We start from the raw sequence: 16,274 nt of genomic DNA, 5'->3' as shown, positions 1-16,274 counted from the left end.
CGACGTGCGTGGGCAGCGCGTTACAGCGGCAGTTGCGTGTCGAATTTGATTTCGCGCAGCACGACGCTCGTGCGCACCTGCGACACGGCCGGGATCTTGAAGATCCGTTCGTGCAGGAACACGTCGTAGGCCTTGATGTCGGGCGCGACGATCTTGAGGATGTAATCGGCTTCGCCGGTCGTGCTGTAGCACTCGGTCACTTCCGGGCAGGTCGAGATCTCGCGCTCGAACTGCTCGACGCCGCCCTCGTTGTGGCGGGTCAGGTGCACGTGCGCGAGCGCGCATACGTGCAGGCCGAGCTTCTCGCGATCGAGCAGCGCGGTGTAGCGCTGGATCACGCCGGACTGTTCCATGTCCTTGATGCGACGCCAGCACGGCGTGCTCGACAGGCCGACCTGGTCCGAGATTTCCTGAACCGAACGGCGCGCGTCGAGCTGCAACAGGCGAAGGATTTTTTGCGAAAAGGAATCGAGCGTCACCTGCGCCTCCATGCGGCAGCTACAACACGCTCAATGTTAGAGGGCCGGGAAAGGAAAGGCAATCTGGCAGCGCGTGGTTGAGCGAGATTCGCTAATTTGCGCGCGGATCCGTAGGATTTTGTCCCGCGCCTGCCTGCTCCGAACGGTCCGTGTCGGCGACTGCGAGGCCGGCGAGCGCCGCCTGCTGACGACGCAGGTCGGCGAGCATGTTGCAGAACAGCGCGCCTTGCTCGATCGCGTCGTCGAGCGCGACGTGCGTGTGCGGATGATCGTCGAACCAGTGTTTCGGAAAGCGCGGCTTGATCGCCTTGCGGTACGGCAGCCCAGTCATCGCGAACGCGAGCGTCTTGATGTCGAGCGCCGACCACGAGAACGGACAACGTCCCGCGTAGCGCATCATGTACCAGAACATGAACGTGAAATCGAAGCCGGCCGGCATCGCGACGAACACCGGTTTGCCGGGCAGCGCCTCGACCCACTCGACGTACGCGACGAGCGCCTTCTCGGGCGCCTGCAGGTCGGTCCGACACGCGGCCCATGCCTCGGGCTCGGTTTTCCACCACGCTTCCTGCACCGGATGCGCGTGTGCGCCCGGCAGCGTCTCGAGGTTCGCCGAGAACGTCGCGATCAGCTGCTTGTCCTCGGTATAGGCGGCCGATGCGAAGCTCAGCATCGAGTGCGGGCCGGGGATCGGGCCGTCGGCTTCGACGTCGGTGCTGACGTAGATTTCGGGAATGGCGGTCTGGTTCATCCGAATACCTTGTCGGACACGAACGGGTTCGTGCGGCGCTCGTCGCCGAAGGTCGACACCGGACCGTGGCCCGGCACGAAGGTGACGTCGTCGCCGAGCGGCCACAGCTTTTCCTTGATCGAACGCACGAGGTCGGCGTGATTGCCGCGCGGGAAATCGGTGCGGCCGATCGAGCCGGCGAACAGCACGTCGCCGACGATCGCGACGCGATGCGCGCGGCTGAAGAACACCACGTGGCCGGGCGTGTGGCCGGGGCAGTGGTAGACCTCGAGCGTCTCGTCGCCGAACCGGACGGTGTCGCCGTCGTGCAGCCACTGGTCGGGCTCGAACGCTTCGGCGGCCGGGAAGCCGAAGCGCTGACTCTGCGTCGGCAACTGCTCGATCCAGAAGCGCTCGTCTTCCTGCGGGCCGACGATCGGCACGCCGTAGTGCGTCGCGAGCGCCTTCGCGCCCGCGCAGTGATCGACGTGGCCGTGCGTGAGCAGCACTTTCTCGAGCTGCACGTTCTGCCGCGCGATCTCCTGTTCGATGCGTTCGAGATCGCCGCCGGGATCGACGACGGCGGCGCGGCCGGTCTTTTCGCAGACGAGCAGAGAGCAGTTCTGCTGGAACGGCGTGACCGGAATGAGCGTGACTTTCATGGAGGCACCGGCGGCTAAAAGGAGCGATTGTACCGGTCGCACGCGCCGCATGTGGGCGTGGCGCCGCGCCGCGCGGCGCGCTTCTACGGGCATTCCCCGAGCATCCCGATTGTTACGGCCATAGAGAGAATCAATGGTCCGGCGGGGGCGCTTTTCGAGACAGCGTTTTGATTTATGTATAATGCGGCCCACTGTGCGTGAATTTCACGCAGTTCGCTGGTGTTTCGGCCCCGTTAAACGGGGCGTCGGATTCACCGTCAAGCATCGACCGCCGGGGAGTCCGGCGGTGTATCCAGCACCGACGTTCGGTGCTCACGTCTTGTCCGGCCGGGTGCTGCGCGCCCGTCTTGCGGCCTAGCTGCTGCGCCGTCGGATGAGGCCTGTGCCGCCGTTCCTGTGCGTTGGCCGTAAGCGACGCACGCGAACGTGAGAGCCATGTTCGATGGCGGCATGTGGGGTCTGGTCAGGCTGCCGGGGACAGGTTGCGCCAGACGTGAAAACTAATCAGGACGGTTGCGGCAGAGACGAAAGCCGCGCCCATGCTAGCCGCCTGCTCGCATCCGAGCGGGGCGTGCCCGCATTTGCCGTCCGGGCCGCGTATCTGCGTTGTTCAGCAGCGTTGTATCGATGCGGCCCGAACCAGAAGGCGACACGTCGATGAATTTTCGATTTCCGACTCGATTCGGGACCATTGCTTTATTTTTTGCGCTGACGGGCTGTGCCGTGCCGTCCAGCCAGACCACCGGCAGCGCCAACCAGAAGGGTGCGGTCAACAAGACCGCTGCCGCCGCGAAGGCGGACGACGACAAGCAGCAACTGAATTTCGATTCCGCGCTGGCGTCGATGCCGGCCGCGGACAGCAAGGACGCGAAGAAGGCATCGCTCGCCGATGCCGAGCCGATCGACGGCGCCGATGTGTCCGAATTCCGTCAGACCGGCCGCGCATCGTGGTATGGCCGCGATTTCCACGGCCGCCGCACCGCGAACGGCGAGCGCTTCAACATGAACGCGCTGACCGCCGCGCATCGCACGCTGCCGCTGTCTTCGTACATCAAGGTGACCAACGCGTCGACCGGCAAGTGGGTCGTCGTGAAGGTCAACGATCGCGGGCCGTTCAAGCGCGGCCGCGTGCTCGACCTGTCGTATGCCGCCGCGAAGATGATCGGCCTCGTGCATGCCGGCACGGGCCGCGTGAAGATCGAAGGGCTGTCGCCGCAGGAAGCGCGTGAGGCGCGCGACGAGATGTTCGCGTCGCTGTCGTCGAAGTAACGGGTCGCGCGGCATTTCGTCCGCGCGTCCAGCAGGTAGAAAGGGCTGCTTCCCCGCAGCCCTTTTTCGTTTCCGCGAGCCGGCCGGTCATGGCTTCCGGCCGTGCCCGCCGCCCGCCCCGTCAGCCTTCCTTCAACGCCAGCGCGCGTGCGTACAGCGTGTTGCGCGACGCGCCCGTCAGCGCGGCCGCCAGCTTCGCCGCGCTCTTGACCGGCACTTCTTCCAGCAACAGCTTGAGCAGCGCGTCGTGCGCGGTGTCGTCGGCTGCGCCGGCATCGGACGGCGCGCCTTCGACGACCAGCACGAACTCGCCGCGCTGCCGGTTCGCATCGCCGTCGAGCCAGCTCTGTCCTTCGGCCAGGGTGCCCTCGAACAGCTGTTCATGTAGCTTGGTGAGCTCGCGCGCGATCAGCAACCGGCGTGCGGGGCCGAACGCGTCGGCGAGCGCCGCGACGGTTTCGGCGATCCGGTGCGGCGCTTCGTAGAACACCAGCGCGTACGGGTGCTGCACGAGCGCCTGCAGTGCGCTCGCGCGCTGCTTCGCCTTCGGCGGCAGGAAGCCCGCGAACGTGAACGCGCCGGCCCAGGCGCCGGCCACGCTCACCGCGGTCACGGCCGCGCTCGCGCCCGGCAGCGGAATCACCGCGAAGCCGGCCGCGCGCACCGCGTCGACGAGCCGCGCGCCGGGGTCCGAGATGCCCGGCGTGCCGGCGTCGGACACGTAGGCCACGCGCTCGCCGGCGCGCAGCAGCTCGACCACGCGCAGCGCGGCTTCGCGTTCGTTGTGCTCGTGCACGGCCAGGAGCGGCTTCGAGATGCCGTAGCGCGCGAGCAGCTGGCCGGTGTTGCGGGTGTCTTCGGCAGCGATGCGGTCGGCGAGGCCGAGCACGTGCAGCGCGCGCAGCGTGATGTCGGCGGCGTTGCCGATCGGCGTTGCGACCACGTAGAGCGCGGCGCTCGGATAGTGCTGGGTTTGCGCGAGTTCGAGGAGGGCAGTCATGGCAGGCAATGCGCGCAATCGCGGCGCAGGCGGAACAAGGTCGGCATTGTGCCACGCGGCGCCTGCCGCGCCTGCGGGTGGGCGCGATGCGCCGCGCGGCGGCGGCGAATTTTCGGGCGCGGTGCGATCCCGAGCCGTGGGCGCCAACTTCGAGCAACGTGCGCGGCAGTTCCTCGAGCGCCGCGGCCTCGCGTTCGTCGCGGCCAACGTGACGATCCGCGGCGGCGAGCTCGATCTCGTGATGCGCGCGTCCGACGGCATGCTGGTGTTCGTCGAAGTGCGCGCGCGGCGCAGTGCGCGGCATGGCGGCGCCGCGGCGAGCGTCGGCTGGCGCAAGCGCCGGCGCGTGATCGCCGCGGCGCTCGATTTCTGGGCGCGGCACGGCGCGGGCGCCGCGTGCCGATTCGACGTCGTCGCGTTCGAAGCCGGCCGCCTCGACTGGCTGCGCGACGCGTTTCGTGCCGACGATGCGTAACGCGAGCTGTGACGAGATGTAAAGAGTTCTTGCCGGACCCCCGGAGCCGGTGCCGGAGTGCGGTAAACTCGCCGCACCCATGACGTTGCGCGTGGCGTACCCTCGCGCTCAGTTCACCAGAAATCGATGTCAGTCGAACGTATTCAGCAACATTTCCGCGACAGCGCCGCGCTTCATGCCGAAGCCGCCGACGCGCTGTCGCTGCCGATCGCAGCGGCGGTCGACGCGATGTTCGCCGCGCTGGCGAACGGCAACAAGATCGTCGCGTGCGGCGACGGCCTGTCCGCGGCGGCCGCGCACTACCTCGCCGTGTCGCTCGTCGGCGGCTTCGAGCGCGAGCGGCCGGGCCTGCCCGCGATTGCGCTGGCCACCGATGCGTCGCAGGGCGGCCTGATGGCGGCAACGGCCGCCGACCAGCTGTTCGCGCAGCAGGTGCGTGTGCTCGGGCAGACCGGTGACATCCTGCTCGTGCTCGATGCCAGCGGCGCGTCGCCGCGCGTGCTGGCCGCGATCGACGAAGCGCACGAGCGCGAGATGACCGTCGTCGCGCTGACCGGCGGCAGCGGACATGCGGTCGCGGCCGCATTGTCCGACACCGATATTGCGATCAGCGTGCCCGCCTCGCGTGCGGCGCGCGTCCACGAAGTCCATCTGCTGACCATCCACTGCCTGTGCGACGGCATCGACGCGATGCTGCTGGGTGAGGATTGAACGAAGGAGAGCCGTCGATGAATCAAAGTCGCGTCAAACAGACGCTCGTCAGAACCACGTTGCTCGCCGCGCTGACGGCGGGCCTCGCGATGTCGCTGCAGGGTTGCGTGCTCGGCGTGCTCGGTGCGGCGGCCGGCGGCGGCGCGCTGATCGCGACCGATCGTCGTACGCTCGGCGCGCAGACGGAAGATCGCGAGATCCAGGTCAAGGCGCTCACGCAGATCAACAACGGGCTGCCGGACCAGTCGCACGTGAACGTGACGGTGTTCAACCGCCGCGTGCTGCTGACGGGCGAGGTGCCGAACGACGCGTCGAAGCGGCGTGCCGAGGAAATCGTGCGCGGCATCAACAACGTGAGCGCGATCGTCAACGAGCTGTCGGTCGAGCCGGCGTCGTCGCTGTCGTCGCGTGCGAACGACTCGTACCTCGAAGGGCGCGTGAAGTCGGAGCTGATCGCGACGAAGGGTCTGTCGGCGAATTACTACAAGGTCGTCAGCGAGCGCGGCAACGTCTATCTGATGGGGCTCGTGACGGTCGACGAAGGCAACCGCGGCGCCGATGCGGCAAGCCAGGTGCCGGGCGTCGAGAAGGTCGTGAAGGTGTTCCAGTACATCCAGCCGCAGGACGCGCAGGCGCTGCAGGCCGCGTCCGCCGCGCCGGCTGCCGCTGCGCCGGCCGATGCCGCGACGGTCGGGGCGGTGCCCGACGCGTCGGTCCAGTCCACGCCGCTGCAACCGCCGGCGCCGATCTCGAATTCGACGAGCGTGCATCCGGGCAACCCGAAGGCGGCGCCGCAATGAAACGGACGCGGATCAGAATGAAGCAATGGGTGCGGCATGGCGCCGCGGTGGTGGCGCTGGCGGGTGCGTTCGGCACCGCGCACGCGGATGTCGGCGACGGGCTGAGGGTCGCGCGCAGCAACGCGTGCATGGGCTGCCACGCGGTCGATCGCAAGCTCGTCGGGCCGTCGTTCAAGGACATCGCGGCGCGCTACAAGGCCGACCCGCAAGCCGTTGCGAAGCTGTCGAAGAAGGTGAAGGACGGCGGCTCCGGCGCGTGGGGGGCGATCCCGATGCCCGCGCATCCGCGCATGAGCGATGCCGACCTGCGGTCGGTGGTCGACTGGGTGCTGGCGGGCGCGCCGTCGAAGTGACGCGTCGGGAGAATACAACCCCTATTGCCAAGCGCAGAAATGCGTGTGTATGATAGTCAGCTGTTGGGGCGGTAGCTCAGCTGGGAGAGCGTCGCGTTCGCAATGCGAAGGTCGGGAGTTCGATCCTCCTCCGCTCCACCAACAGATTTGAAAAGGGTTCGGTCGCAAGACCGAACCCTTTTTGCTTTCCCGCCTATCGTTTCCCGCCCGATCCCTCACCGCCCATAACTCGGCCGCTTCGGATCATACGTCCACCCCGGCACCAGATACCGCATCGCCATCGCGTCGTCGCGCGCGGTGCCGCCCACCTGCCGATACAACGCATGCGCGGCCTCCACCTGCGCCATGTCGAGCTCGATCCCGAGCCCCGGCCGCTCCGGCACGGCCACCTGGCCGCCGACGATTTCGAGCGGCTCGCGCGTGAGCCGCGCGTCGCCTTCCTGCCAGATCCAGTGCGTGTCGATCGCCGTGATCGTGCCCGGCGCCGCCGCGGCCGCATGCGTGAACATCGCGAGCGACACGTCGAAGTGGTTGTTCGAATGCGAACCCCACGTGAGCCCCCAGTCGCGACACAGCTGCGCGAGCCGCACCGAGCCCTGCATCGTCCAGAAGTGCGGGTCGGCGAGCGGAATGTCGACCGCCTGCAGCCGCACCGCATGATCCATCTGCCGCCAGTCGGTCGCGATCATGTTCGTCGCGGTCGGAATGCCGGTCGCGCGCCGGAACTCTGCCATCACCTCGCGCCCCGAGTAGCCCGCCTCCGGCCCGCACGGGTCCTCCGCATAAGCGAGCAGATCGCCTTGCCCGCGGCACAGCGCGACGGCCTCGTCGAGCGACCACGCACCGTTCGGATCGAGCGTCGCCCGCGCGTCGGGAAAGCGCGCCTTGATCGCCGCGATCGCCGCCATTTCGTCCGCACCGGCCATCACGCCGCCTTTCAGCTTGAAGTCGGCGAAGCCGTAGCGCGCGACCGCGGCTTCGGCCTGCTCCGCGATCGCGGCCGGCGTCAGCGCCGCTTCGTTGCGCAGCCGGAACCACGGGTCGGCGGCATGCGCCTCGTCGCGATACGGCAGGTCGGTGCGCCGACGCTCGCCGATGTAGAACAGGTACGCGAGCATCGGCACCGCGTCGCGCTGCTGCCCCTCGCCGAGCAGCGCGGCCACCGGCACGTCGAGATGCTGGCCCAGCAGGTCGAGCAGCGCCGCCTCGATCGCGGTGATCACGTTGTCGAGCCGCAGATTGATCTCGTGCGGCTGGCGCAGCACCGCCGCTTCGCTCGCCGACGTCACCTCGTGCCGGATCGTGCGCCCGGCCGCCGCACCCGCGCCGGACAGCGCCGCGCGCACCGCGTTGAGCGTCGCCTGGTAACGGCCGATCGACTGGCCGACCACCACGTCGGTCATCCGTTCGAGCGCTTGACGGATGCCTTCGCCGCCGGGCACTTCGCCGACGCCCGTGTGGCCGCTGCTGTCGTCGAGGATCACGAGATTGCGCGTGAAGTACGGCGCGTGCGCGCCGCACAGGTTCAGCAGCATGCTGTCGCGGCCGGCGACGGGAATCACCCGCATGCGCGTGACGCGCGGCGTGCCGGTGTGGCGGGCTTCGGACATCGGTTTGCTCCTGGTTCCGGTCATGCGCGAGCCGCCGGACGCACCGGCGCCGCCCGCGCCGTTCAGTTCATTTGAGCTCGACGCGGCGAATCTCGCCGACGACGAACAGATAGCAGATCACGGCGACGAGCGCGTGCGCGACGACATACACGAGCGCGCCGTTGAACGAGCCGCTGCGGTCGACGATATAGCCGATCGCGATCGGCGTCGTGATGCTGGAGAGATTGCCGCACGTGTTGAGCAGCGCGCCGCTCAGGCCGGCGATCTGGCGCGGCGCGGTGTCGGCGTTGACGGCCCAGCCGAGCGCGCCGAGCCCCTTGCCGAAGAACGACAGCGCCATGAACAGCACGACCAGCACGTGCGAGTCGGTGTAGTTGCAGACGATCATCGACATCGACAGCAGCATGCCGATCACGATCGGCACCTTGCGCGCGACCGACAGCGAGCGTCCCTGCTTGAGCAGCGCGTCGGACACGATGCCGCCCAGGATCCCGCCGAGGAACCCGCACACGGCCGGGATCGACGCGACGAGCCCCGCATTGAGGATCGACATCCCGCGCGCCTGCACGAGGTAGACGGGAAACCACGTGATGAAGAAATAGGTGAGCGCGTTGATGCAGTACTGCGCGACGTACACGCCGACGAGCATCCGGCTCCTCAGCAGCGCCTTCACGTGGTGCATCGACGGGCCGCCGTCGCGTGCGCCGGCCGCGCGGTCGATGTTGACGAGCGCGCCGCCTTCGGCGAGGTAGTCGAACTCCGCGCGGTTGATGCGCGGGTGCGCGCTCGGGTCGTACATCGTGCGGTTCCACACCAGCACGAACGCGAAGCCGAGCACGCCCATCACCGCGAACACCCACTGCCAGCCGAACGCGTGCACCAGCCAACCCATCAGCGGCGCGAACACGACGGTCGCCGCGTACTGCGCGGCGTTGAAGATCGCCGATGCGGTGCCGCGTTCGGCGGCCGGGAACCACGTGGAGACGATCCGGCTGTTGGCCGGAAACGACGGCGCCTCGGCCGCGCCGACCAGGAAGCGCAGCGCGAACAGCAGCCCGAACGCGGCCGCGCCGCCGATGAAGCCGATACCGCCCTGCAGCAGCGTGAACAGCGACCAGAAGAAGATGCTGAACGCATAGACGATGCGCGAGCCGAAGCGGTCGAGCAGCCAGCCGCCCGGCAACTGCGCGATCACGTACGACCAGCCGAACGCCGAGAAGATGAAGCCCATCTGCACGTGGCTCAGGTGCATCGCACGCGCGATGGCGGGGCCGGCGATCGCGATCGCCGCGCGGTCCGCGTAGTTGATTGTCGTGACCGCGAACAGCACGGCCAGCACGAGCCAGCGCACACGCGTGCGCTGGGCCGTTGCCGACGCGGACGCCGGCAATGCGTGAAGCGGATTCATATCTGTCTCCTCCGAGAGGCGGAACGTGCCGGGGCTACTGCGCGTCGAATGCGCGCTTCGTCATATGACGTCTGGCCATTCTGGCACGGGGGAATTCACGTTTTCATGCCAATTGCTGACTTGATTGATTCAGAACTTGAATCAATCGACAGAACCACGCGCATTCTTTTTTACCCGGATGATATTGACAGTCTGTTTATACCCGGATAAAAATAGCGGCATTCCAATTTCCACTGCAAGGCGGCCACGATGACGCTTTCCCTGTTCGTTCCTTCCTACACCGCGTTCGACGGTCATCGGCGCCTCGCGTCCGGGGCGCTGGAGACGGTCGCGCTGGCGGTCCGGCGCGCGGCCGACGACGCTGCGAGCGGCCCGATCGCGATCTTCGACGATGCGACCGGCCGCACGATCGATCTCGACCTGCGCGGCACGGCGGACGACGTCCGCGCGCGCTACGCAGCGGCGCCAGCCGAGGCGCGGGCAGCGTCCGAAGCCGGCGAGCCGGGCGCGGGCGAACAACGCGGCCGCGGCCGGCCGAAGCTCGGCGTGGTGTCGCGCGAGGTCACGCTGCTGCCGCGTCACTGGGACTGGCTGGCCGCGCAGCCGGGCGGCGCGTCGGTGGCGCTGCGCAAGCTGGTCGAGGACGCGCGGCGCACCCATGCGGCGGCCGATCGGCGGCGCGATGCGCAGGCGCGCGCGTACCACTTCATGTCGGCGCTCGCGGGCGATCTGCCGGGCTTCGAGGAGGCCGTGCGCGCGCTGTACGCGAACGATCTCGCGCGGATGGGCGAACTGATCGCCGGCTGGCCGGCCGATGTGAGCGCTCATGCGCTCGCGCTGGCGCGCGGCGATCTGCCGCCGTCGGCCGACGAAGGCTGAACCGGGGCGCCATACGATGCCGACTTTCGACCTGAACCGCGGCGCGCTCGCGCCGGTGGCCGACGAAGCCGATCTCGTCGACCTGCGCGTGACCGGCGCGATCCCGCCCGAACTCGACGGCACGTTGCTGCGCAACGGCCCCAATCCGCCCGCAGGCCGTTTCGAAGGCAACGACGTGCTGTCGTGGTGGCCGGAAGCGGCGATGCTGCACGCGATCTCGTTCGAGCGCGGCCGTGCGACCGGCTACCGCAACCGCTGGCTGCGCACGCAGCGCTGGGCGCGCGTGCATGCGCCCGAGCAGGCGCCGCACCTGCCCGACGCCAATCCGAACGTCAGCGTGCTGCGTCATGCGGGCGAACTGCTCGCACTGGCCGAAGGCGGTGCGCCGCTCGCGATCACGGCCGCACTCGACACGTTGGGCGAGCCGGCCCGGCACGCGGGGTTGGGCGGCGCGATGACCGCGCATCCGAAGCTCGATCCGGTGACGGGCGAGCTGATCCTGTTCCGCGCGGACTGGCGCGAACCGTGGCTGCGTTACGGCGTCGCGGACGCGTACGGTGTGCAGCGCGTCGACATGGTCGTCGACGTGCGCGCGCCATCGATGATGCACGATCTCGCGATCACCGAAACCCGCAGCCTGCTGCTCGACCTGAACGTCGGCTACGACTTCGCGATGCTGAAGCAGGGCCACCGGATGCCGCTGCGCTGGCACGACGAGCGCGACGCGCGGATCGGCGTGCTGCCGCGCCACGGCGGCGACGTGCGCTGGTTCGGCATCGAGCCGTGCTTCATCCAGCACGTCGTGAACGCGTACGACTGCGATCCGTCGTGCATCGTGCTCGATGTGGTGCGCTATCCGTGGTTCCTGCGGCTCGACGCGCGCACCGGCCGCTTTGCGGACAATCCGGTCGGCGAGCTGTGGCGCTACGTGATCGATACCGCGAACGGGCTGATCGACGAAGGGCCGCTCGCCGACGGCGGCATCGAGCTGCCGCGCATCGACGAAAGCCGCACGGGGCGCAGCTACCGCTATCTGTATGCGGCCGAGCAGCCCGACAGCGCCGAGATGCGCGGCGTCGTGCGCTACGACCATGTGCGCGGCACGAGCACGCGTTACGCGCTGCCGGTGGGCGACCAGAACGGCGAGCCGGTGTTCGTGCCGCGTCCGGGCCGCAGCGCCGAGGACGACGGCTGGCTGCTGGTCGTGGTCTACCGCGCGGCGACCGACACGAGCGACGTCGTGATTCTCGATGCAAGCGCGATCGACGCGCTGCCGGTCGCGACCGTCCACCTGCCGCGCCGCGTGCCGGCCGGATTCCACGGCGCATGGCTGCCGCGCGAGCGTTGAAGCGTGACGCCGCAGGCGCGCGCGTCACTGCGCGCGCAGCGCGTCGACGATGCTCATCCGCGCGGCGCGCAGCGCCGGCAGCAGCCCGCCGACGAGCCCCATCACCAGCGAGAACGACAGCGTTTTCACGACGATCGCGGGCGTCAGCACGAACCGGAACGACAGGTCGGAGAAGGTCTGGAAGTTGGTGGTCGAGAACGACGCGAAGCCCATCAGCGACGCGCACGCGAGCCCCGCGACGCCGCCCGCGAAGCCCAGCAGCAGCGCTTCGAGCAGGAACGCGGCGAGCACGTTGACGCGCTTGAAGCCGAGCGCGCGCAGCGTGCCGATCTCGGCGGTGCGGTTCGCGACCGACGCGTACATCGTGATCATCGCGCCGATCATCGCGGCGATCGAGAAGATCGTCGACAGCGTGACGCCCAGGATGTCGATGAACGTCGACAGCGCCTTCGACTGGTCGCCGTAGAAGGTCTGCTCGCGCTTCGCTTCGTCGGTGAGGCGCGGGTCGACGTCGATGTCGGCCTTGAAGCGCGCGAAGCCGTCGGCGCTCGCGATGCGCAGCACCATCGACGAATAGCTGGTGCGCCGGAACGACTGCATCAGCTGATCGACGTCGCCCCAGATCTCGGAGTCGAAGCCGCTGCCGCCCGCGTCGAAGATGCCGACGACGGTCCAGTCGCGCTGCGCGAAATGCAGGCGGTCGCCGAGCTGCGCGCCGCTGAAGCCGTTCGCGATCGCGCTGCCGACGACGATCTCCGACGAACCCGGCGCGAACGCGCGGCCGGCCACCAGCTTCACGCGCGGACGCAGCATGAGGCCGGCCGGCGACACCCCGCGAATCACGACGTTCGACGGCTTGCCGGTCGACGCCTTCACGAGCGAGATCAGCACGACCGCTTCCTTCGACACCAGCGGCCGTCCGTCGGGGCCGAGCGCGACGGCCGGATGCATTTCTAGCGCATTCGCCTGCTGGTGATCGATCGCGCTCTGGATTTCGGTCTCCGCGCCCTTGCGGATCACGACGACGTTGTCCGGTTCGCCGGTCGACACGAGCGTCTGCGTGAGCCCCGCGTCGAGCATCTGCACCGTCGCGAACACGAAGATCACGAGCGCCATCCCGCCGGCCGTCAGCGCGGTGGTGAGGCGCCGGGTCCACAGGTTGCGCGCGATGTAGGTGAGCGGGATCGCCATGCGCCTACCCGATCGCCCGCAGGCCTTCGACCACGCGCACGCGCGCGGCCTGCCATGCCGGCACGAGCGCGGCCGCGACGCCGACCGCGACCGAGCACGCGGCCTGCAGCGCCATCGTCGCGGCCGACACCTTGAACACCGGGAAGATGCCGCCGGCGGCGTGCTTGAACAGGGTCGCGGCCGGCGGCGTCGCCAGCATGCCGAGCGCGCCGCCTGCCGTGGCGATCACGACCGATTCGCCGAACACGAGCGCCGCGATGAAGCCCGGGCCGAAGCCGAGCGCCTTCAACGTCGCGTATTCGGCGGTGCGCTCGCGCGCGCTCATCGCCATCGCGTTCGCCATCACGGCCATGATGATCAGGATCACGACGAACGACACGATGCGGATCGCTGCGATGATCTGGTTCGACATCGCGACGAAGCCGAGCTGGAACGCCTGCTCGGTCTCGGTCAGCGTCTCGGCGAGCGAGTTCCTGAACACCGCGTCGACGTCGCGCGCGATCGCCGCACCGGCGTCCGGGCGCGCGACGCCGAGCACGAACACGCCGACCTGGTCGGCCTGTTTGGGCGTGCGCTTGCGCACCGTCTCGTTCAGGTAGTCCCAGTGGAACACCAGCTGGCGCGTGATCGTCGAATCGTCGCGGCCGTCGAGAATGCCGCGCACGACGAAATCCCACGTGCCGGGGTAGATGGTGCCCTTCAGCGGAATCACGTCGCCGACCTTGAAGCCGAACTGCGTCGCGAGCTGCCGGCCGACCAGGCAGCCGCGCCGGTCGCGGTCGTAATCGGCGCGCTGCTGCGCCGGCAGCAGGTACTCCGGGTACAGGTCGAGATAGTTGTCCGACACCGCGAAGCTCGCGAAGAAGTTCTTCGGGTCGCGATACACGCCGCCGAACCAGTTCGAGCGCACCACGGCGGTCACGCCGTCGACGCCGCGTATCCGGTTCTCGTAGCTGACCGGCAGCGGGAACACGAGCGAGATCGCGTTGCGCGTGACGAGCCGTCCGCTCGACGCGGCGGCCGCGCCCGCGTACCACGCGTCGACGACGGTGTGCAGCAGCCCGAACGCGAGCACGGCGATGGTCAGCCCGAGCACGGTCAGCAGCGTGCGCAGCCGGTGCCGCAGCGCGTTGCGCGCGATCAGCTTGAATACGAACATGTCGCGCGCTCGCGCTGGTCAGGCCGCGTGCCCATCGATCAGCTCCCCTTTTTCCAGATGCACGAGCGCGCGCGCGGCGCGGGCCGCCTGCGCGTCGTGGGTCACCATGATGATGGTCTTGCCGAGCTCGGCGTTCATCCGCTGCAGCATCGCGAGCACGTCGGTGGCCGAGGCGCGGTCGAGGTCGCCGGTCGGCTCGTCGGCGACGATCAGCACCGGATCGGTGATCAGCGCGCGGGCGATCGCGACGCGCTGCTGCTGGCCGCCCGACAGTTCGGACGGGTAGTGGCTCATCCGGTCGCCGAGATTGACCATGTCGAGCACCAGCTCGACGCGCTCGCGCCGTTCGCGGCGCGACAGGGTGGTGAGCATCAGCGGCAGCTCGACGTTCTCGAACGCGGTGAGCACCGGCATCAGGTTGTAGAACTGGAAGATGAAGCCGACGTTCGCCGCGCGCCATTCGGCCAGTTGCGCTTCTTCCAGGCGCGTGATGTCGAGGCCGCCCACGCGCAGCTCGCCGCTGTCGGGCCGGTCGATGCCGGCGACGAGATTGAGCAGCGTGCTCTTGCCGGAGCCGGACGGCCCCATCAGCGCGACGAAGTCGCCTGCGGCGATGTCGAGCGTGATGTCGGTCAACACCGGCACGACCTGATTGCCGCGCCGGTACGACTTCGCGACGTGGCGGATCTCGACGAGCGGCGGCGATGCGTCGTTCACGTGCGCCACGCTATTTCTTCGCGACGGTCACGTGCGCGCCGTCCTTCAGTTGCGCCTCCGGCGCGAGCACGACGGTGTCGCCGGGCTTCACGCCGCCGATCGCGACGAGCTCGCCGATCCGCGCGCCGCGCGTCACCGCGCGCGCATGCACGGCGTCGTCCTGCACGACGAACACGACCGGCCGGCCGTCACGCTCGACCACGGCGCTCGCCTGCACGGCCGTCACCGGCTGGCGGTCCTGCGGCGTCGCGGGCTTCGACAGGAACGCGATCTTCGCGCTCATGTCGGGCAGCACGCGCGCGTCGCGGTCGACGAAGCGCACTTTCACGAGCACGGTCGCCTTCGAGCGGTCGACGGTCGGCACGATGCGCGACACGCGGCCCGCGAAGCGCATGTCGGGCAGCGCGTCGAGCTGGATCTCGCACGGCTGCTCCGAGCGGATCTTCGCGATGTTCGACTCGGCGACGTCGGCCTCGACTTCGAGCGTGTCCATGTCGGCGATCGTCACGACCGCGCCCTTGCTGTCCGACGCGGACGAGAACGGCGTGATGTTGTCGCCGACGTTCGCGTGCTTCGCGAGGACGATCCCGTCGAACGGGGCGCGGATCACCGTCTGGTCGACGGCCACCTGGGCGGCCTGCGCGTTCGCTTCGGCCGACGCGATCGCAGCCTGATCGCTGCCGAGCGTCGCGCGTGCCTTGTTCACGCGCGCCGTGTCGATGTCGAGCTGCGCGGCCGGCACGGCGCCCTTCGGCGCGAGCACGGCGGTGCGCCGCAGCGCGATTTCGGCGTCCTTCAACTCGGCCTGCGCGACGCCGAGATTGGCGCGCGACACCAGCACCTGCGCGCGCGCCTGCGCGAGCGAGGCTTCGACGTCGCGGCTCTCGAGGCGCGCGATGATGTCGCCCTTCTTCACCCGCGTGCCTTCGAGCACGCCGAGCCATTCGACGCGGCCCTGGCCCTTCGACGCGACCGCGGCCTTGCGCTGCGGCACGACGTAGCCGGTCGCGTTGAGCTGCGTGTCGTTCTGGTACGGGTAGGCGGTCGTGACGGACGTCGTATCGACCGTGGGCCGGCTGGTCAGCACGAGCGCCGCCGCAATCGCCGCGGCAACGAGCGCGGCGGCCGCCGCGTAGCGGACCCAGCGGCGCCGGCGCGGCGCGGGTGCGAGCGGACGCCGGTCGATTTTCAGTTTGTCCAGATTGTGTTCGGGCAATTGGGTCGCCTCGCGACGGCGGCGGTCTCCGGTCTCGCGACGGGCCGCGCGCCGTTCAGTCGGAAGGAGGCCAGTATAGCGTCGCCGCGACGGGCGGAAGCGGCGGTTCGGCGCGTGCGGGGGCGGCGGCGCCGCGGCCCTGCGTCGCAGTGCTCGGTGGAAACCCGGAGGATGCAAGCTGCGTGTCAACTGGCCGCGCCGGCGGTGCGTTATGGAGCCAGTGCGTCAGTATTTGCCGTGACGGAAAGGCCAACGCCGCTCCGCCCG

The 16,274-nt window shown here is 69.0% G+C and carries 17 protein-coding genes and 1 tRNA gene; 8 read left to right on the top strand and 10 right to left on the bottom strand.

Annotation, left to right across the window (positions count from 1 at the left end):
- Positions 1–20 precede the first annotated feature (20 nt).
- From AK36_RS12715 to AK36_RS12705, 3 genes are all read right to left on the bottom strand, one after another.
- Complete coding sequence (locus AK36_RS12715) at positions 21–491, bottom strand: Lrp/AsnC family transcriptional regulator (protein ID WP_011882933.1); 471 nt, start codon at positions 489–491, stop codon at positions 21–23.
- A 79-nt stretch (positions 492–570) separates the two neighbouring features.
- On the bottom strand, positions 571–1,230 hold the full coding sequence (locus AK36_RS12710) for a 3'-5' exonuclease family protein (RefSeq protein WP_011882934.1): 660 nt from the start codon (positions 1,228–1,230) through the stop codon (positions 571–573).
- On the bottom strand, positions 1,227–1,871 hold the full coding sequence (locus tag AK36_RS12705) for an MBL fold metallo-hydrolase (RefSeq protein ID WP_011882935.1): 645 nt from the start codon (positions 1,869–1,871) through the stop codon (positions 1,227–1,229). The genes AK36_RS12710 and AK36_RS12705 overlap by 4 nt, the downstream gene beginning before the upstream one ends.
- 657 nt (positions 1,872–2,528) lie before the next feature.
- On the opposite strand from AK36_RS12705, the gene AK36_RS12700 reads away from it, so the two are divergent.
- Positions 2,529–3,140: a septal ring lytic transglycosylase RlpA family protein gene (locus AK36_RS12700; protein WP_014722250.1), complete on the top strand. Its 612-nt coding sequence runs from the start codon at positions 2,529–2,531 to the stop codon at positions 3,138–3,140.
- A 121-nt stretch (positions 3,141–3,261) separates the two neighbouring features.
- On the opposite strand, the gene rsmI is transcribed toward AK36_RS12700, so the two are convergent.
- Positions 3,262–4,140 (bottom strand): 16S rRNA (cytidine(1402)-2'-O)-methyltransferase, encoded by an 879-nt coding sequence (gene rsmI, locus AK36_RS12695; protein ID WP_011882937.1) that lies wholly within the window; start codon positions 4,138–4,140, stop codon positions 3,262–3,264.
- Positions 4,141–4,186: 46 nt separating this feature from the next.
- Between rsmI and AK36_RS12690 the strand changes: the two genes are divergently transcribed.
- From AK36_RS12690 to AK36_RS12670, 5 genes are all read left to right on the top strand, one after another.
- Complete coding sequence (locus tag AK36_RS12690) at positions 4,187–4,615, top strand: YraN family protein (RefSeq protein ID WP_011882938.1); 429 nt, start codon at positions 4,187–4,189, stop codon at positions 4,613–4,615.
- Positions 4,616–4,741: 126 nt separating this feature from the next.
- Positions 4,742–5,326 carry an SIS domain-containing protein gene (locus tag AK36_RS12685; RefSeq protein ID WP_011882939.1) on the top strand — a complete coding sequence of 195 codons (585 nt, stop codon included), beginning with the start codon at positions 4,742–4,744 and terminating at the stop codon, positions 5,324–5,326.
- A gap of 17 nt (positions 5,327–5,343) precedes the next feature.
- Positions 5,344–6,126 (top strand): BON domain-containing protein, encoded by a 783-nt coding sequence (locus AK36_RS12680; RefSeq protein WP_045578602.1) that lies wholly within the window; start codon positions 5,344–5,346, stop codon positions 6,124–6,126.
- Positions 6,123–6,479 carry a c-type cytochrome gene (locus AK36_RS12675; protein WP_011882941.1) on the top strand — a complete coding sequence of 119 codons (357 nt, stop codon included), beginning with the start codon at positions 6,123–6,125 and terminating at the stop codon, positions 6,477–6,479. Before AK36_RS12680 ends, AK36_RS12675 begins: the two co-directional genes overlap by 4 nt.
- A gap of 65 nt (positions 6,480–6,544) precedes the next feature.
- A tRNA-Ala gene (locus AK36_RS12670) sits at positions 6,545–6,620 on the top strand.
- A 74-nt stretch (positions 6,621–6,694) separates the two neighbouring features.
- Here AK36_RS12670 and AK36_RS12665 read toward each other — a convergent pair.
- Both AK36_RS12665 and AK36_RS12660 read right to left on the bottom strand, forming a co-directional pair.
- Entirely contained in the window at positions 6,695–8,089 is a 1,395-nt protein-coding gene (locus AK36_RS12665; RefSeq protein WP_011882963.1) for an enolase C-terminal domain-like protein, read from the bottom strand.
- Positions 8,090–8,156: 67 nt separating this feature from the next.
- Positions 8,157–9,497 (bottom strand): MFS transporter, encoded by a 1,341-nt coding sequence (locus tag AK36_RS12660; RefSeq protein ID WP_011882964.1) that lies wholly within the window; start codon positions 9,495–9,497, stop codon positions 8,157–8,159.
- Positions 9,498–9,746: 249 nt separating this feature from the next.
- Here AK36_RS12660 and AK36_RS12655 point away from each other — a divergent pair, with 249 nt between their 5' ends.
- Both AK36_RS12655 and AK36_RS12650 read left to right on the top strand, forming a co-directional pair.
- Positions 9,747–10,376 carry a DUF2239 family protein gene (locus tag AK36_RS12655; protein WP_011882965.1) on the top strand — a complete coding sequence of 210 codons (630 nt, stop codon included), beginning with the start codon at positions 9,747–9,749 and terminating at the stop codon, positions 10,374–10,376.
- A 16-nt stretch (positions 10,377–10,392) separates the two neighbouring features.
- Positions 10,393–11,724, top strand: coding sequence for a carotenoid oxygenase family protein (locus tag AK36_RS12650; RefSeq protein WP_045579417.1), 1,332 nt, complete (start codon positions 10,393–10,395; stop codon positions 11,722–11,724).
- A 24-nt stretch (positions 11,725–11,748) separates the two neighbouring features.
- On the opposite strand, the gene AK36_RS12645 is transcribed toward AK36_RS12650, so the two are convergent.
- Genes AK36_RS12645 through AK36_RS12630 form a run of 4 tightly spaced genes read right to left on the bottom strand, consistent with a single transcriptional unit; the run spans position 11,749 to position 16,007 of the window.
- Positions 11,749–12,915, bottom strand: coding sequence for an ABC transporter permease (locus tag AK36_RS12645; protein WP_045578601.1), 1,167 nt, complete (start codon positions 12,913–12,915; stop codon positions 11,749–11,751).
- 4 nt (positions 12,916–12,919) lie between these two features.
- Positions 12,920–14,074 carry an ABC transporter permease gene (locus AK36_RS12640; protein WP_014722257.1) on the bottom strand — a complete coding sequence of 385 codons (1,155 nt, stop codon included), beginning with the start codon at positions 14,072–14,074 and terminating at the stop codon, positions 12,920–12,922.
- An 18-nt stretch (positions 14,075–14,092) separates the two neighbouring features.
- Positions 14,093–14,791, bottom strand: a complete 699-nt coding sequence (locus AK36_RS12635) for an ABC transporter ATP-binding protein (RefSeq protein ID WP_014722258.1) — start codon at positions 14,789–14,791, stop codon at positions 14,093–14,095.
- A gap of 10 nt (positions 14,792–14,801) precedes the next feature.
- Entirely contained in the window at positions 14,802–16,007 is a 1,206-nt protein-coding gene (locus tag AK36_RS12630; protein WP_011882970.1) for an efflux RND transporter periplasmic adaptor subunit, read from the bottom strand.
- Between the last annotated feature and the right edge of the window lie 267 nt (positions 16,008–16,274).

Source organism: Burkholderia vietnamiensis LMG 10929 (genome assembly GCF_000959445.1).
GTDB lineage: Bacteria > Pseudomonadota > Gammaproteobacteria > Burkholderiales > Burkholderiaceae > Burkholderia > Burkholderia vietnamiensis.
The sequence above is the reverse complement of the archived record's forward strand: the minus strand, read 5'-3'. Positions and strand labels throughout refer to the sequence as shown.

Excerpts from the sequence above, each read along its gene's own strand:
- AK36_RS12675 (WP_011882941.1), top strand. The coding sequence starts at position 6,123 with ATGAAACGGACGCGGATCAGAATGAAGCAATGGGTGCGGCATGGCGCC.
- AK36_RS12680 (WP_045578602.1), top strand. The coding sequence starts at position 5,344 with ATGAATCAAAGTCGCGTCAAACAGACGCTCGTCAGAACCACGTTGCTC.
- AK36_RS12655 (WP_011882965.1), top strand. The coding sequence starts at position 9,747 with ATGACGCTTTCCCTGTTCGTTCCTTCCTACACCGCGTTCGACGGTCAT.
- AK36_RS12705 (WP_011882935.1), bottom strand. The coding sequence starts at position 1,871 with ATGAAAGTCACGCTCATTCCGGTCACGCCGTTCCAGCAGAACTGCTCT.
- rsmI (WP_011882937.1), bottom strand. The coding sequence starts at position 4,140 with ATGACTGCCCTCCTCGAACTCGCGCAAACCCAGCACTATCCGAGCGCC.
- AK36_RS12715 (WP_011882933.1), bottom strand. The coding sequence starts at position 491 with ATGGAGGCGCAGGTGACGCTCGATTCCTTTTCGCAAAAAATCCTTCGC.
- AK36_RS12650 (WP_045579417.1), top strand. The coding sequence starts at position 10,393 with ATGCCGACTTTCGACCTGAACCGCGGCGCGCTCGCGCCGGTGGCCGAC.
- AK36_RS12640 (WP_014722257.1), bottom strand. The coding sequence starts at position 14,074 with ATGTTCGTATTCAAGCTGATCGCGCGCAACGCGCTGCGGCACCGGCTG.
- AK36_RS12710 (WP_011882934.1), bottom strand. The coding sequence starts at position 1,230 with ATGAACCAGACCGCCATTCCCGAAATCTACGTCAGCACCGACGTCGAA.
- AK36_RS12645 (WP_045578601.1), bottom strand. The coding sequence starts at position 12,915 with ATGGCGATCCCGCTCACCTACATCGCGCGCAACCTGTGGACCCGGCGC.
- AK36_RS12700 (WP_014722250.1), top strand. The coding sequence starts at position 2,529 with ATGAATTTTCGATTTCCGACTCGATTCGGGACCATTGCTTTATTTTTT.
- AK36_RS12660 (WP_011882964.1), bottom strand. The coding sequence starts at position 9,497 with ATGAATCCGCTTCACGCATTGCCGGCGTCCGCGTCGGCAACGGCCCAG.
- AK36_RS12685 (WP_011882939.1), top strand. The coding sequence starts at position 4,742 with ATGTCAGTCGAACGTATTCAGCAACATTTCCGCGACAGCGCCGCGCTT.
- AK36_RS12665 (WP_011882963.1), bottom strand. The coding sequence starts at position 8,089 with ATGTCCGAAGCCCGCCACACCGGCACGCCGCGCGTCACGCGCATGCGG.